Annotated in this window: 15 protein-coding genes; 5 read left to right on the top strand and 10 right to left on the bottom strand. The window is 67.1% G+C overall.

The window, feature by feature from the left end; genetic code table 11:
- Window positions 1-6: 6 nt before the first annotated feature.
- Together gcvPB and JIP62_RS13660 are read left to right on the top strand one after the other, a co-directional pair.
- Window positions 7-1,575: an aminomethyl-transferring glycine dehydrogenase subunit GcvPB gene (gcvPB, locus tag JIP62_RS13665; protein WP_201102694.1), complete on the top strand. Its 1,569-nt coding sequence runs from the start codon at window positions 7-9 to the stop codon at window positions 1,573-1,575.
- 159 nt (window positions 1,576-1,734) lie between these two features.
- Complete coding sequence (locus tag JIP62_RS13660) at window positions 1,735-2,187, top strand: DUF6789 family protein (protein ID WP_201102693.1); 453 nt, start codon at window positions 1,735-1,737, stop codon at window positions 2,185-2,187.
- Between the two features lie 22 nt (window positions 2,188-2,209).
- On the opposite strand, the gene JIP62_RS13655 is transcribed toward JIP62_RS13660, so the two are convergent.
- The 6 genes from JIP62_RS13655 to JIP62_RS13630 all read right to left on the bottom strand — a co-directional run bounded on the left by JIP62_RS13655 (window position 2,210) and on the right by JIP62_RS13630 (window position 6,866).
- A complete protein-coding gene (locus tag JIP62_RS13655; protein WP_201102692.1) occupies window positions 2,210-2,722 on the bottom strand; it encodes a F0F1 ATP synthase subunit B in 513 nt (170 codons plus the stop codon).
- Window positions 2,722-3,345 carry a F0F1 ATP synthase subunit B family protein gene (locus JIP62_RS13650; RefSeq protein ID WP_201102691.1) on the bottom strand — a complete coding sequence of 208 codons (624 nt, stop codon included), beginning with the start codon at window positions 3,343-3,345 and terminating at the stop codon, window positions 2,722-2,724. Before JIP62_RS13650 ends, JIP62_RS13655 begins: the two co-directional genes overlap by 1 nt.
- Window positions 3,346-3,434: 89 nt before the next feature.
- Window positions 3,435-3,659, bottom strand: a complete 225-nt coding sequence (locus tag JIP62_RS13645; RefSeq protein WP_029416762.1) for a F0F1 ATP synthase subunit C — start codon at window positions 3,657-3,659, stop codon at window positions 3,435-3,437.
- 58 nt (window positions 3,660-3,717) lie between these two features.
- Window positions 3,718-4,509, bottom strand: coding sequence for a F0F1 ATP synthase subunit A (locus JIP62_RS13640; protein ID WP_201102690.1), 792 nt, complete (start codon window positions 4,507-4,509; stop codon window positions 3,718-3,720).
- Between the two features lie 3 nt (window positions 4,510-4,512).
- Entirely contained in the window at window positions 4,513-4,878 is a 366-nt protein-coding gene (locus JIP62_RS13635) for an AtpZ/AtpI family protein (RefSeq protein WP_201102689.1), read from the bottom strand.
- Between the two features lie 182 nt (window positions 4,879-5,060).
- Window positions 5,061-6,866 carry a M3 family oligoendopeptidase gene (locus JIP62_RS13630; RefSeq protein ID WP_201102688.1) on the bottom strand — a complete coding sequence of 602 codons (1,806 nt, stop codon included), beginning with the start codon at window positions 6,864-6,866 and terminating at the stop codon, window positions 5,061-5,063.
- 102 nt (window positions 6,867-6,968) lie between these two features.
- Between JIP62_RS13630 and JIP62_RS13625 the strand changes: the two genes are divergently transcribed.
- Together JIP62_RS13625 and JIP62_RS13620 are read left to right on the top strand one after the other, a co-directional pair.
- Window positions 6,969-8,819, top strand: a complete 1,851-nt coding sequence (locus tag JIP62_RS13625; protein ID WP_201102687.1) for a DUF4153 domain-containing protein — start codon at window positions 6,969-6,971, stop codon at window positions 8,817-8,819.
- Between the two features lie 120 nt (window positions 8,820-8,939).
- A complete protein-coding gene (locus tag JIP62_RS13620; protein WP_201102686.1) occupies window positions 8,940-10,385 on the top strand; it encodes a sigma-54-dependent transcriptional regulator in 1,446 nt (481 codons plus the stop codon).
- 57 nt (window positions 10,386-10,442) lie between these two features.
- Here the strand turns inward: JIP62_RS13620 and JIP62_RS13615 are convergent, their stop codons facing one another.
- The 3 genes from JIP62_RS13615 to ykgO all read right to left on the bottom strand — a co-directional run bounded on the left by JIP62_RS13615 (window position 10,443) and on the right by ykgO (window position 11,466).
- Entirely contained in the window at window positions 10,443-10,682 is a 240-nt protein-coding gene (locus tag JIP62_RS13615) for a hypothetical protein (protein WP_201104783.1), read from the bottom strand.
- A 194-nt stretch (window positions 10,683-10,876) separates the two neighbouring features.
- Complete coding sequence (gapR, locus tag JIP62_RS13610; protein WP_201102685.1) at window positions 10,877-11,152, bottom strand: nucleoid-associated protein GapR; 276 nt, start codon at window positions 11,150-11,152, stop codon at window positions 10,877-10,879.
- 188 nt (window positions 11,153-11,340) lie between these two features.
- Window positions 11,341-11,466, bottom strand: a complete 126-nt coding sequence (gene ykgO / locus JIP62_RS13605) for a type B 50S ribosomal protein L36 (RefSeq protein ID WP_201102684.1) — start codon at window positions 11,464-11,466, stop codon at window positions 11,341-11,343.
- A gap of 263 nt (window positions 11,467-11,729) precedes the next feature.
- Here ykgO and JIP62_RS13600 point away from each other — a divergent pair, with 263 nt between their 5' ends.
- Window positions 11,730-13,019: a lytic murein transglycosylase gene (locus JIP62_RS13600; RefSeq protein ID WP_201102683.1), complete on the top strand. Its 1,290-nt coding sequence runs from the start codon at window positions 11,730-11,732 to the stop codon at window positions 13,017-13,019.
- 99 nt (window positions 13,020-13,118) lie between these two features.
- Here the strand turns inward: JIP62_RS13600 and JIP62_RS13595 are convergent, their stop codons facing one another.
- Window positions 13,119-14,372 (bottom strand): dipeptidase, encoded by a 1,254-nt coding sequence (locus JIP62_RS13595; RefSeq protein WP_201102682.1) that lies wholly within the window; start codon window positions 14,370-14,372, stop codon window positions 13,119-13,121.
- Between the last annotated feature and the right edge of the window lie 7 nt (window positions 14,373-14,379).

The raw sequence follows: 14,379 nt of genomic DNA, 5'->3' as shown, positions 1-14,379 counted from the left end.
GGAACGATGAGCACCATGAACACCGTTGGCCGTCCCACCACGCCGAACGCCGTGGCCTCCAAGCCCGAAACCCTGAGCGGCGGCCGTGGCCTGCTGCAGAACGAAGCCCTGATCTTCGAGGGCGATGGATGGGGCAAAACGGGCGTCGATCTGCCCGAGCCCAAGGGGTCGGCATCCGATCTGGGCGACCTGGTCCGCAAGGATCCGATCGGCCTGCCCGGCCTGTCGGAGCCCGAGGCGATGCGCCACTATGTGCGTCTGTCCCAGAAGAACCACGCCATCGATCTGGCCCTCTATCCGCTGGGCTCTTGCACGATGAAGCACAACCCGCGCCTGAATGAGAAGATGGCGCGCCTGCCCGGCTATTCCGACATCCACCCGCTGCAGCCGGTCTCGACCGTGCAGGGGGCGCTGGAGCTGATGGATCAGTTGGCGCACTGGCTGAAGACCCTGACCGGCATGCCCGCGGTCGCCCTGTCGCCCAAGGCGGGTGCCCATGGCGAGCTGTGCGGCCTGATGGCCATTCGTGCCGCCCACGAAGCCAGCGGTCAGCACGAAAAGCGCCGGAAGGTTCTGGTGCCGACCAGCGCCCACGGCACGAACCCGGCCACGGCAGCCTTCGTCGGCTATACTGTCGTCGAGGTGGCCCAGACCGACGACGGCCGGGTGGATGTGGCGGACCTGGCCTCCAAGCTGGGCGACGACGTCGCCGCCATCATGGTGACCAATCCCAACACCTGCGGCCTGTTCGAGCGCGACATCCTGGAGATCAGCCGCCTGACGCATGAGGCTGGAGCCTATTTCTATTGCGACGGCGCGAACTTCAACGCCATCGTCGGGCGGGTGCGTCCCGGCGACCTGGGCGTCGATGCCATGCACATCAATCTGCACAAGACCTTTTCCACGCCGCACGGCGGGGGTGGTCCGGGCTCGGGCCCCGTGGTGCTGTCGGCGGCTCTGGCCCCGTTCGCCCCTGCCCCGTGGGTGGTCAATGATGGGGACGGCTTCAACCTGGTCGAGCGGGCCGAGGATGAGGCAGCCCAGGCGTTCGGACGAATGTGCGCCTTCAACGGCCAGATGGGCATGTTCGTGCGGGCCCTGTCCTACATGATGAGCCATGGCTCGGACGGCCTGCGTCAGGTGGCCGAGGATGCGGTGCTGAATGCCAATTACATCAAGGCACGGCTGTCGGACGTGATGAGCGCCGCCTTCCCAGACGGCCCCTGCATGCACGAGGCCCTGTTCGACGACAGCTGGCTGAAGGGTACCGACATCACGACCCTGGACTTCGCCAAGGCCATGATCGACGAAGGCTTCCACCCCATGACCATGTACTTCCCGCTGGTCGTGCACGGGGCCATGCTGATCGAGCCGACAGAGACGGAGTCCAAGGCCGAACTGGACCGCTTCATCCACGCCATGCGCCTGCTGGCCGAGGCCGCCAAGGCCGGCGACAGCGAACGGTTCAAGGGGGCTCCCTTCCACGCCCCGATGCGCCGCCTGGACGAGACACGCGCGGCGCGTTCGCCCCGCCTGCGCTGGACCGCGCCCGAAGGGTCGAATATCGCGGCCTGATCTGCCCGGCTTTATGGCGACTTCGCAGTCGCCATATCGCATTTGCTAAGCACAGGAGTGTGAACGCCCGTCGTCGAAGACGGGCGTATGCTTGCCCTCGCGTTATCAGCACGGAATCCAGCGTTGGGAGGCGCTGTCGTCATGATGTCACGCGTAAAAATGGGTATGCTTGCCGGACTGGCCTCGACCACAGCGATCTTTCTGCTTGAAGCGGTCAATCTGTTGCTGGGACCTTGGGTCGTCAGCTTTCCCCGACTGTTGTCAGTCACCTTGCAGATGCCAGACAATGTTGCGCTGGGCTGGATCGCCCACGCCATCGCCGGGACCCTGGTGCTGGGGCCGCTGTTTGCCTTGATGTACAAGTCCATCCCGGGCCAGACACCCGAGGCCAAGGGCATCACCTTTAGCGTCGCGGCCTTCGTGGTGCTCAGCCTGACCGTCGCGCCGCTGGCGGGGGTCGGCATGTTCTTCATGCGGGCCGGATTTGTGGCCCTGGCCTGGATGATTCTGACTCACGCCCTGTTCGGGGTGGTGCTGGGCAATGTCATGGCCCGGCTGATGGCTCGCGAGAAGCGCGGGCCGGTCGTTATCGGCGGAGCGGCCGTCCACTGACGGACGGCCGCTCCCGTCCCGATCAGTTCAGGCGCGCGGCGATCTGGGCAATGGCGGCGTCGGCCTGGGGGTCGCCTTGGGCGGCCAGACGCGCGGCCAGGATGTCTTCAGCGGCACGCACGGCCTGATCGGTCGCGGCAGCACGGACGTCGGCGGTCGCCTGGGCCTCGGCCTGGGCGATGCGCCGCTCGGCCAGTTGCTGGCGGCGGGCCATGTCCTCTTCCAGCTTGACCTTGGCTTCAGCTTCCAGACGGCGGGCGTCGGCCTCGGCGGCGGCGAGCATCTCGGCGGCCTGGGCCTCGGCTTCGGCCTTCTCCTGACGGATCTGGGCCAACAGGGCCTCGGCCTCGGCGCGCAGGCGCGCGGCCTCGTCCAGCTCGGCCTGAATCTTGGCGGCCTTGGCGTCCAGCACGCCGGCGACCAGCTTGGGCACGCCCGCGAGCAGCAGAATGCCGAAGAACAGCAGCAGACCGATGCCGACCCACAGCTCCGGGTTGGCCAGGTCATACATGTGGGGATCGAGGAAATGCGGCATCAGGCGGCTCCCTCGCCGGTCTCGGTCTTGGTCACGATCGGCAACTCGATCTCAGCGGTCTTCTTGCCCATGCCACGCGGGCGCTTGGCCACGACGTCGGCCGCGATCGTCTCGGCTGCCGTCGGGATGGTCAGGCGGGCGACGATGGCGTCGGCGGTCTCGGCGGCGATGGCGGCGACGTGGGTCATGGCCTGGTCGCGGGTGACGGCGATCTGGGCCTCGGCGGCCTCGATGCGGGCGTTGACCTGGGCTTCTTCGGCGGCGCGGCGCGTTTCGGCCTCAGCGGTGACGCGGGCCTTGGCCTCGGAGGCGACGCGGCGCGAGGCAGCACGGGCCTGATCGACCTCGGCCTTGGCGGCGGTGGCCTGGGTGGCGGCCTCGGCCTGGACCGTACGGGCGGTCGCCACGGCGGTGGAAATGGTATCGGCACGTTCGTCGATCACGCGGCGCAGGCGCGGCGCGAACACCTTGCTGATCAGCAGGTAGAGAACGACGAACAGGAACAGCAGATAGACGATCTGCCCACCCCAGACCGAGGTGTCGAACTGGGGCAGGCCCCCGGCTTCGGCTTCAGTCGTGGCGTGGGTTGCGCCGTGCTCGTTGGATGTTTCAGGAGCGGCCATGGCGTCCGTCTGCGGGAAGGAAAAACAGGACGACGGCGCTTCCCCACGGGGAGGAAGCGCCGCCGGTAGTCACTGTGGCGGCGTGGGCCTTAGCCCAGCCAGGCCAGGATACCCAGCACGAAGGCCAGAATGCCCAGGGCTTCGACCAGGGCGGCGCCGACGAACAGGTTACCGACTTGCGAAGCGGCAGCCGACGGGTTGCGCAGAGCACCGGCCAGGAACTGACCGAAGATGTTGCCCACGCCGATGCCGGCGCCGAGCATGCCCAGGGTGGCCAGGCCAATACCGAAGTACTTGAAGGATTCAGCTTCCATGATGAAGTTCCTATGCAGTCAGGGTTGGAAATAAGGGTTTGTCGGCTGAACCGCTGGCTTAGTGCCCGTGGCCCAGGTTGACCACATCATTGAGATAGATGCTGGCCAGAACGGCGAAAACGAAGGCTTGAAGGAAGGCCACGAGGAACTCCAGCGCGGTCAGACCCACAACCATGCCCATGGACAAGGCCGCCACGGGCAGCCCCAGCCAGCCCAGACCACCGGCGGCCACCAGACCGCCCATCGAGACGACGAAGCCGGCGAAGATCTTCAGCGCAATGTGACCGCCCAGCATGTTGCCGAACAGACGAAGTGCCAGGGTGATGGGGCGCAGGAGGAAGGAAAGAAACTCGATCAGACCCACGATCGGGCGGATCGCAAACGGCGCACTGGTCGGCCAGAACAGCAGGAAGAACTTCAGGCCGTGCTTGGCAAAGCCGATGCCGATCACCAGCAGGATGGTGATCAGGGCCAGGGTCAGGGTGACCGCCAGCTGCGAAGTCGCCGTGAACGTCAGGAACATCCCCAGCAGGTTCATGCCCAGGACAAGGGTGAACAGGGTGAAGACGAACGGGAAATACTTGCGGCCCTCGTGACCGATGATCGAATCGGTCACGCCATCGATCATGCCGAACAGGGTCTCGCCCGCAGACTGCAGGCGACCCGGAACGACCTTGGCACCAGACGTCACCAGGGTGAGGAACAGCACAACCAGACCGAAGGCGATGGTCATGGCGACGTGCGAGTTGGTCACCGCGATCTGCTGAGTTCCCAGGATCGGCAGAGTGACCTCGCCGAACTCCAGGCCCGGGATCGGATGCACCGCAAACTGTTCGATCGGATCGGCCAAGGCCTATCGCTCCTCGTCTTCTTCATCGTCGAACGGGATGGACTTTGGGACCACCCCGGCGGCATCGGCTTCGGCCTGCAGACGTTTGGTCGTCTGCCACGCCATCCAAATTGAAACGGCGAACCCAAAAAGGACGCCGCCTATCAGTCCCCAGGGCGTCGTTCCGGCGAAGCGGTCAACGACGAATCCCAGCGCCAGACCCACCAGGACACCGCCGATCAGCTCGGCGATGATCCGATAAGCCTTGCCCGCCACGGCCTGCGCGACGACGTCGGCGGACTTGTCGGACGTGGTCCGCGCCTCCAGGTCGGATGCGCTTTGGTTGAGGCGTGCGATTGCCTCTTCGCGCGATTCCGGTGTCGGTGACATGGCCCTGCTGGATCAGCGTCCCCGGACAGGCAAAACTGTCCCGGAACGGGGTCTGAATTCGGCGCGGAACCTATAGGCGCGACCCGCATCGGTCAAGGCGCGTCTGGTCATCAGCAAGGCACTGAAAACCCTTCACTTTCGCCAATGTGTCGCTCCGGTGTGGCGAAGCGTCGCCCGCGAGGTCAGCCCAGGGCCTCGAACTGGTCCACCAGGCGCTCCAGCCGGCGGCAGCCGATCTGCCAGAAGGCCGGGTCGCGGGGATCAAGGCCGAACGGAGCCAGGGCCTCGCCATAGGTGCGGGTGCCGCCCCCGGCCAGCAGGTCGCGATACAGCGGCGTAAAGGCCTCAGGATCCTTGGCCCGGGTCTCCATCAGCGCCGCCACCAAAAGGTCGCCGAAGGCATAGGCATAGACATAGAAGGGCGAGTGGACGAAGTGGCTGACATAGCTCCACCAGTGCTCATAACCCGGATTGAGGGTGACCGCCGGGCCGAGCGAGGCCCCCAGTTCCTCCAGCCAGATCTGACCGATTCGCTCGGCCGAAACCTCTCCGCCCGCCCGCTCGTCATGGAACCGCGTTTCGAACCGGTGAAAGGCGATCTGGCGCACGACCGTATTCAGCCCATCCTCGATCCGCCCGGCGAGCAGGCCGCGCTGTTCGGACCGGGGCGCGGTGGCCAGCAGCCGATCGAAGGTCAGGCCCTCGGCGAAGATGGAGGCCGTCTCGGCCAGCGTCAGGGGGGTATCGGCCAGCAGGGTGCCGCGATCAGCGGCCAGGGTCTGATGCACGCCATGGCCCAGTTCGTGAGCCAGGGTCAGGACGTCACGCCGCTCTCCCATCCAGTTCAGGAAGACATAGGGATGGCGGTTGGCGGTGACGGGATGGGCATAGGCCCCCGACTGCTTGCCCGGACGGGCACGGCCGTCGATCCAGGGCCGGTCGAAGAAGCCCCGCGCGCGGTCGGCGAATTCGGGCCCCAGGTCGGCGAAACTCTCCAGCACCAGCGATCGGCCCTGGCTCCAGTCGAAGGCACGCGGCGCAGAGGTGTCGAGGGGCGCGTTGCGGTCCCACTGATCCAGCCGGTCCTTGCCCATGGCCCGCGCCTTCAGCGCATAATAGCGGTGCGACAACTTCGGATAGGCGGCGGCGACCGCCTCGGCCATGGCGTCCACGGCCTCACCGTCGACCTCATTGGCTAGGTGCCGGCTGTCGGCGGGACGTTTGAAGCCGCGCCAGCGATCCTCCATCGCCTTGTCGGCGGCGACGGTGTTCAGCACCAGGGCCATGGTCTGGACCCGGTCGCCCAGCGCCTGTGACAGGCCCTCGGCCGCCGCCTTGCGGCGAGCGCCGCGGGGATCCGACAGCTGGTTCAGGGCCTGGGCCAGGGTCAGGCTGTCCTTGCCCGCCTTGACGCGCAGGGCGGCCAGGGTTTCGTCGAACAGGCGCGGCCACTGGGCGGAAATGGGCGCCCGCTCAGCGATGAAGGTTTCCAGCTCGGCCGACAGCTCATGCGGCTTCATCGCCCGGACCCGGCGCAGCCAGGGGGTCCAGCGGGCGGCGGCGGGATGGGCGGCCAGGGCGGCGTCGATCTCTGCATCCTCCAGCTGGTTGACCTCCAGCGTCAGCCAGACCGTCGGCGTGGCAATGGCGGTCATCTTCTCGCGGATATCGGCCTCAAACCCCTGGGCCGCCGCATCGTCGCGGGCGGTGGAGGCCGAGAGGAAGGCATAGGCCCCGAGGCCCCCCAGCACATCGGTCGCCTGTTCATACAAGGCGATGGCGCGGTCCAGATCGCGGCCCAGGGCGGCAGGCTCGGCCCGCTGGGCGACCAGACGGCCTTGCAGGGCATTCAGCTCTGCCACCCGCGCGCGCCCTGCTTCCAGATCGGCGGCGATGCGCGGATCGGTCGGCGAGGCATAGAGATCGCCAAGATCCCACAGGGGGGCTTCGGTCGAGGGAGCAGGCGGGGCTTTGAAGGGGGCGTTCATGTCTCTGTTGTGGGGTGGCGGTGACCGGGGCGCAACCGGCGTCGTCGCTTCCCAAGGTCGCAGATTTCAGGTCTGATGACTTGTCGGGGCGGGGAAGCGGACATGACGATCTTTGGTGCCAATGAGACCGCACCCCGCGACGGGGCGGACCGATCCAGCCTGGGGGTCGAGAACCAGCGGGCCATGGCCGTCGCGCGGATTGCCATCGGCGTGACCCAGGGCCTGGTGCTGTATCTGCTGTATCGCACCACCGAGGATCAGGGAATCGGGCGGGCCATGATCTGGCCGGCGACGGTGCCGGGCCTGTTCGGGCCTCTAATGCTGGTCGCCCTTTATCTGCCGGTCGTGCTGTTGGCGGGGGTCGGGCGGTTGCGGCCGATGACCCTGGCGGTCTGGGCGGGGATCGCAGCGGTGGTTCTGGGCCTGCTGGGCTGGCACGATGTGGTGCGGCAGGCGGTGGGGAACGGACCGGATGAGGCCCCCTATCTGGACCTGCCCCTGTTTCCCTTTGCGGCGGTGGCCCTGTTCATCGCCCATCACCTGATCGTGCCAGCGGATCAAGAGCGGCGGTGGATCGCCAGTTTCGCCGCCTATTTCGACACAGCGTGGAAGGCAGGGGTTCAGCTGGCGCTGTCGATCGGCTTCACCGTGGCCTTTTGGTTGCTGCTGTTCCTGGGCGCAGCCCTGTTCAATGTGATCGGTCTGAGGTTCCTGGGCGATCTGATCCAGGAGCCGTGGTTCGCCATTCCCGTGACGACGCTGACCTTTGCCGTGGCCGTGCATCTGACCGATGTGCGCGACGGGCTGATCCGGGGCGTGCGGTCGGTGGCGCTGATGCTGCTGTCGTGGCTGTTGCTGGTCATGACGGTGCTGGTGGCCGGCTTCATGGCCGCCCTGCCCTTCACCGGGCTGGACGGGCTGTGGGCGACGGGCAGTGCGACAGCCCTGGTGCTGGCAGCGGCGGGGGCCCTGATCGTGCTGATCAACACCGCCTATCAGGATGGACGGCCAGAGAATGCGCCGCCCGCCGTGCTGAAGATCGCGGTTCGGGTGGCGGCCCTGCTTCTGACGCCGCTGGTGGTGCTGGCGATCTGGGGCCTTGCACTGCGGATCGGCCAGTATGGCCTGACGCCCGACCGGATCATCGCGGCGGCCTGTGCCGTGGTCGGAGGCATTTACGCCGTCGGCTATGGGTATGCGGCCCTGCCCGTCCATCGCGCCGGGTGGATGCAACCGCTGGAGCGAACCAATGTCGGCGCCGCCGTGGCGACCGTCGCCACCATCCTGGTCCTGTTCAGCCCACTCGCCGACCCGGCCCGGCTGTCGGTCGCCGACCAGATGGCGCGGCTGGAGCGGGGGGCGGTCAGCCCCGAGGCCTTCGACTATCGCTTCCTGCGCTTCGAAAGCGGGCGAGTGGGCGAGAAGGCGCTGGCGCGTCTGGCCGCTTCATCCGATGCGGCAGTGGCGACCCGGGCCAAAGAGGCCCAGGCCGCAGAGAGCCGTTATGAAATCGAGCCCCCTTCGGTCCTGTCTCAGGTCGTGATCGAAGCCTATCCGGCCGGAACGGCATTGCCGCAGGGGTTCGCGGTACCCGTAATGTCGTCCGATATTCGTGCCACCTGCGACACGGCTGGCAAATGCCTGGCCCAGAGCCTGGACATGAACGGCGACGGGCAGGTTGAGGTCCTGCTGGCAAATCCCTGGATGCTGATGCTGTTCCAGCAGGCCGATGGAGCCTGGGTCGAGGTCGGCACCGTCGATCTGGCTCGCTGCGGCGGGCCCAGGCAGGATCCCCGAGAGACGATGCGATCCGGTGGCCTGCGCCCCGTTCCCTCCCCCTGGGCCGATCTGGAAGTGGCTGGCGTCGTCAATCCCATCAACCGCAGTGCCGATTGCGAACGCGCACAGGCCGTCGCCAAGCCCCCCGTGGCCGCACCGGCACCGCCCCGTTAACCCTGCGCTCACCACGCCCCCCAACCTGATCTTCACCGCGTCCGGCCTAAAGCCGTCCCGAAACGAGGCACTCCGCGACCTGGCGGAGCGCCCCAACCGGTGAAGACGAAGGTGCCCCGCATGGCCAAGACCGTTCTGGTCGTCGATGACGATCCGACCCAACGCCGCCTGATCCAGGCGGTGCTCGACCGCGAGGGCTTTGTCGTGGTGCATGCCGAGAGCGGCGGCGAGGCGATCGACCGGCTGACCAAGGGCGGCGGGGCCGATGTCGTGCTGCTGGACCTGGTCATGCCCAAGATGTCGGGCATGGAGGCCCTGGCCGAAATCCGTTCGGCAGGGGTCACCACGCCGGTGATCGTGCTGACCGGAAACGGGGGCATCGAGACGGTGGTCAAGGCCATGCAGGCCGGGGCGCAGGACTTCTTCGTCAAGCCGGTGGCGGCCGAACGCCTGCTGATCGGGGTCCGCAACGCGCTGCAGCTGACGCAGCTGACCGCCGAGGTCGGGCGGCTGAAGAAGCATGTTGCCGGGCGCGCCACCTTCGATGACCTGGTCGGTAACAGCGGCCCGATGCGGATGGTCAAGGCCCTGGGCGCGCGCGCGGCCAAGTCCACGATCCCGGTCCTGATCACCGGCGAGAGCGGCGTTGGCAAGGAAGTCATCGCCCGCGCCCTGCACGGGGCGTCCGACCGGGCGGGCAAGCCCTTCGTGGCCGTGAACTGCGGAGCCCTGCCGGTCAATCTGGTCGAGTCCATCCTGTTCGGCCACGAGAAGGGCAGCTTCACCGGGGCCAGCGACAAACACCTGGGCAAGTTCAAGGAGGCCGACGGCGGCACCCTGTTCCTCGATGAAATTGGCGAGCTGCCGCTGGACATGCAGGTCAAGCTGCTGAGAGCCTTGCAGGAAGGCGAGATCGATCCGGTCGGGGCCAAGCGGCCGGTGCGTATCGATGTGCGAATCGTCTCGGCGACCAATCGCGACCTGGGCCAGCAGGTGGCAGACGGGGCCTTCCGCGAAGACCTGTTCTATCGGCTGAACGTGTTCCCGATCGAGGCGCCATCCCTGCGCGACCGGCGTGAGGACGTGCCGGCCCTGGTCGAGCATTTCGTGGCCCGGTTCAATGTCGAGGAAGGAAAGCGGATCGCCGGTTGCGCGCCCGAGACCCTGGCCATGCTGCAGGCCTTCGACTGGCCCGGCAACGTCCGGCAGCTGGAGAATGCGGTCTATCGCGCCATCATCCTGGCCGATGCGCCGTTCCTGCAGCCGCACGACTTCCCGGCCATCTCGGGTCAGGCCGCCCCGATCGAAGCCGAGCCGGACCGGTCCGCCGCCGTAGCCTCCTATGCCGACCTGCCGCCCCTGCCCGACACGCCGATCCGCATCCTGGACGAACGGGGCCATCTGCGGACCCTGGAAGAGATCGAGCACGACCTGATCCAGCATGCCATCGAGGTCTATGCCGGCCACATGAGCGAGATCGCGCGCCGCCTGGGGATCGGCCGATCGACCCTTTACCGCAAGGTGCGTGAACAGGGCCTGGAAGGGCAGTTGAAAGAGGTGGGGTAAGCCCCCTCCACCACTCCACGGCCCCCTCCCCCTCGCTGCGCGGCGGGGAGGAGACATTCAGTCCTTGGGCTTGCGGCCCCAGCGGCGCTTCGGCTCCTCGCCGTTGGCCTTGCGGGTGATTTCCTTCAGCTTGCGGCCCTGCATGGCCGACAGAGCTTGGCCGGGCGCACCCTTTTCAGGATCGCCGAAGGCGCGGCCGTGGGTCTGGATACGGTCGGAGACGGAGGCGATGAACTCGCCCTCCCATTCGGACAAGGGGATGCCCGCCTTGTCCGCAGCGCGCTTGGCCCGCTTCAGCGCATTGAGCGCCGCGCGCTGATTGGCCTTTCTCTCAGCCTCGAAGGGAGAGACGCTACCGCCCTTTGGGCTGCTTGAGCGCGTGAGTCCGCCGCTACCGCCCTTCGGGCTGCTTGAGCGGGTGAGGGACGACGTTCGGGGCGGCGTGTCGCCGCCCCCCTTGAACCCGGACGAGAACCCCGTCCGCTTCAGTGTCAGATCTCGCCGAGGGCCGAGAGGTAGAGGTCCAGGATGGCATCCTCTTCCTGACGCTTGGCCTTGTCCTGCTTGCGGATGCGGATGACCTTGCGCAGGATCTTGACGTCGTAGCCCTCGCCCTTGGCCTCGTCGAAGACCTCCTTCATGTCAGCCATGACGGCGGCCTTGTCTTCTTCAAGACGCTCGATCCGCTCGATGATCGTGCGCAGGCGGCCCTGGGCGGCCGAGGTCAGGACGTCGGGACTGGCGTCAAACGCCGCATCATCAGCCATGGTGTTTCCTTTGGGGCGCTATGCTCGGCTCGCGGAGCCTCGCGACTTGAGCGCGATTTGAGTCTGTCGGTCGAGACGCTAACCATGCCGGATCGACAGGCTCAACGTCGGACACGAAAAAGGCCGCGGACAACCGTCCGCGACCTGTGGATGGCTGGACCAGGCGCGCCCGTCGGACGCGCCGCCAATCAGCCCTGCTTCGCCTTGAAGCGCGGGTCCGTCTTGTTGATCACGTAAACGATGCCCTTGCGGCGCACGACCTTGCAGTCGCGGTGGCGGGTCTTGAGCGACTTGAGCGAGCTGCGGACCTTCATGGTCGAATCCTTGATGCGCTGGCACTCACCACGCAGCCACTCGATCCTTGAGCACCCGCGAGGCAAAACAAAATGAAAGAGCCGCGGGGACGAACCTCGCGGCGGAGCGGTGCGTATAGAGACGACAGCCGAAAGCGTCAACCGCCAAGGCAAGATACGACTGGCACAATCCTTGATGGGCCTTTCACGAGGCCAGGGCAACGATTGCAGCCCTCGCACGCTTGTGATTGCGGCATTCAGCCGGGGGACGGTAGCCTAGACCTATGCGTATCAGCCTTCGCCTACTTCTGATCGGGTCCGTCGCCGCATGCGCGCCGATGCTGCCCGAACCCCCGGTCATGACCGGGCCCGGCACGCCGCCCCCCGCAGCCGTGCCTCCGTATCAGCCTGCGACGCCCGGCCAGACCACGCCGGCACCGGGCACCGACGTCTTTGACGAAGCGGGCTTCGAGGGCTGGAAACAGGGCTTCCTGAACCGTCACGGCGGAGCGCGCCGGGCCGCCTATGAGCGCGAGCTTCAGGGCCTGACGCCCGATCCGTCGGTGATCCGCCTGGATCGCAATCAACCCGAGTTCAGCCGCCCTGCCGGTGCCTATGTCCAGAATGCCGTCAGCGCGTCACGCGTGGCCCAGGCACGCCAGCGGATCGGTGCCGTACCGTGGGAGGTCGTCCAGCGATTCGGCGTGCCATCCGAGATTCTGGTCGCCATCTGGGCCCAGGAAAGCGCGTTCGGGGCGGTTCAGGGCGATCAGGACGTGATCCGGTCCCTGGCCACCCTGGCCTATGACGGACGCCGCCGGGACTGGGCCGAGGATCAGCTGAGAAACGCCCTGGATATTGTCGTCGACGGTCGTCGCGAACGCAGCGGCCTGAAGGGCAGCTGGGCCGGGGCCATGGGCCAGACCCAGTTCATGCCCGACAACTATCTGCGGCTGGGTATCGACCAGACCGGCGACGGCAAGGTCGACATCTGGGGCTCGGACGCCGACGCCCTGGCCTCGGCCGCCAATCTGCTGGCCCAGGCGGGTTGGAAGCGCGGTCAGGGTTGGGCCTATGAAGTCGTCCTGCCTGCCGGGTTCGACTATTCACTGGCCGAGGCTGACCGCCAGCCCTGGAGTTATTGGGCGCAGCGGGGCGTGGCCCTCGCCCACGGTGGCTCACTCAGTCCTGCCGAGGCCGCAGAAGGGGCCACCATCCTGTTGCCGCAGGGCGCGCGGGGACCAGCCTTCCTGGCCCTGCCCAACCATTATGTGATCCGGCGCTACAACAACTCGGTCTCCTATGCCCTGGCCATCGGCCTGACGGCTGATGGGGTCATGGACAAACCGGGCTTGGTGGCGACCTGGCCCAATGATGCGCCCCTGTCGCGCGAGCAGAGGATTGGGGCACAGTCCGCGCTGACGCGGCTGGGTTACGACACCCAGGGCATCGACGGTGTGGTCGGGGCCAATACGCGCAACGCCCTGCGGCGCTGGCAGGCCGCAACCGGACGGCTGGCCGACGGCTATCTGACTGCCGAACTGGCCGACGAACTGATCCGCATCGCGCAATAGGTCGGCCCGGGCCCGCCCTGCTGTCTCCTGCCTGTCGCGCAGCGATGGGGAGGTGGCGCGGCTTCGCGCCGTGACGGACGGGGCGCTTCGGAACCCGCCCTACTCTGCGATACGCGCCAGACTGGGACGCTGGTCGCGCTGAGATGACGCCACGGCTTCGACGGCACGCATCACGCGCAGCAGATTCTCGCCCGCCAGCTTGCGGATGTCGGCCTCGGACCAGCCGCGCCGGATCAGTTCGGACAGCAGAGCAGGATAGGTCTCAACGCCTTCCAGACCGATCGGCAGGGAGTCCACGCCGTCGAAGTCACCGCCGATGCCGACGTGGTCGATCCCGGCGACGTCTCGGACGTGCTCGATGTGATCGGCAACATCGGCCAGGGTGGCGGTGGGCAAGGGATGAGCCGCATTCCAGGCGGCCATGCCGGCCGTCACAAAATCCGGCGCGCCGGGGTTCAGGGACTTCAGCCGAGCCTCCTCGGCCGCGCGGGCAGCGTTCCAGCTGCGGACCTCCTCGCTGACAAAGCCTGGCACGAAGGTCACCATGACGATGCCGCCGTCCTCTGCCATCAGGCGAAGCACGCTGTCGGGGACGTTGCGGGGATGGTCCGTCACCGCCCGCGCAGAGGAGTGGGAAAAGATCACGGGCGCAGCCGACACCCGCATGGCGTCCAGCATCGTCTCTTCGGACACATGGCTGAGGTCGACCATCATGCCCAGGCGGTTCATCTCGCGGATCACCTCTTCGCCAAAAGGCGACAGGCCGCCCCACTTCGGGGCGTCAGTGGCGCTGTCGGCCCAGGTCGTGGTGCGCGAATGGGTCAGGGTGATGTAGCGGGCCCCGGCATCATAGAACTCGCGCAGCAGGCCGAGGGAATCGGCGATCGAATAGCCCCCCTCCATGCCGATCAGGCTGGCGATCCGGCCGGAGCGATGGATGCGCACCACATCGTCGGCGGTATAGGCCAGGGCGAAGACGTCGGGATGGGCGGCCACGATCCGCTTGACCGTGTCGATCTGTTCGAAGGTGGCGACGGCGGCATCGGGCGGGCTGAGGCTGGCCGGCACATAGACTGACCAGAACTGTCCCCCCACACCCCCGGCGCGCAGGCGCGGGATGTCGGTGTGCAGATCGGTGCCTGCGTCCAGATTGGTCGTCAGGTCCACGGCGTGGGGGTCGTTGCCGTGGCTCTGACGCAGGGCCCAGGGCAGGTCGTTGTGGCCGTCGATCAGAGGGGTGCGGCTGAGGATACGGCGAACCCGCTCCTGTCGCGCGGCATCCTCGGCATCCTGGGCCAGGGCAGGCGCGGCCAGGGCCATGACAGATGCGGCGGCGAGCAGGGTACGGATCATGAGACAG

Origin of the sequence: Brevundimonas vitisensis, assembly GCF_016656965.1 — a bacterium.
In the GTDB taxonomy this organism is placed as follows: Bacteria; Pseudomonadota; Alphaproteobacteria; order Caulobacterales; family Caulobacteraceae; genus Brevundimonas; species Brevundimonas vitisensis.
This window is presented reverse-complemented; position numbering and strand designations above follow the sequence as displayed.

Bases quoted from the DNA above. Each gene is read 5' to 3' on its own strand.
- gcvPB (WP_201102694.1), top strand. From the start codon at position 7: ATGAGCACCATGAACACCGTTGGCCGTCCCACCACGCCGAACGCCGTG.
- JIP62_RS13660 (WP_201102693.1), top strand. From the start codon at position 1,735: ATGGGTATGCTTGCCGGACTGGCCTCGACCACAGCGATCTTTCTGCTT.
- JIP62_RS13655 (WP_201102692.1), bottom strand. From the start codon at position 2,722: ATGCCGCATTTCCTCGATCCCCACATGTATGACCTGGCCAACCCGGAG.
- JIP62_RS13650 (WP_201102691.1), bottom strand. From the start codon at position 3,345: ATGGCCGCTCCTGAAACATCCAACGAGCACGGCGCAACCCACGCCACG.
- JIP62_RS13645 (WP_029416762.1), bottom strand. From the start codon at position 3,659: ATGGAAGCTGAATCCTTCAAGTACTTCGGTATTGGCCTGGCCACCCTG.
- JIP62_RS13635 (WP_201102689.1), bottom strand. From the start codon at position 4,878: ATGTCACCGACACCGGAATCGCGCGAAGAGGCAATCGCACGCCTCAAC.
- JIP62_RS13630 (WP_201102688.1), bottom strand. From the start codon at position 6,866: ATGAACGCCCCCTTCAAAGCCCCGCCTGCTCCCTCGACCGAAGCCCCC.
- JIP62_RS13625 (WP_201102687.1), top strand. From the start codon at position 6,969: ATGACGATCTTTGGTGCCAATGAGACCGCACCCCGCGACGGGGCGGAC.
- JIP62_RS13620 (WP_201102686.1), top strand. From the start codon at position 8,940: ATGGCCAAGACCGTTCTGGTCGTCGATGACGATCCGACCCAACGCCGC.
- gapR (WP_201102685.1), bottom strand. From the start codon at position 11,152: ATGGCTGATGATGCGGCGTTTGACGCCAGTCCCGACGTCCTGACCTCG.
- ykgO (WP_201102684.1), bottom strand. From the start codon at position 11,466: ATGAAGGTCCGCAGCTCGCTCAAGTCGCTCAAGACCCGCCACCGCGAC.
- JIP62_RS13600 (WP_201102683.1), top strand. From the start codon at position 11,730: ATGCGTATCAGCCTTCGCCTACTTCTGATCGGGTCCGTCGCCGCATGC.
- JIP62_RS13595 (WP_201102682.1), bottom strand. From the start codon at position 14,372: ATGATCCGTACCCTGCTCGCCGCCGCATCTGTCATGGCCCTGGCCGCG.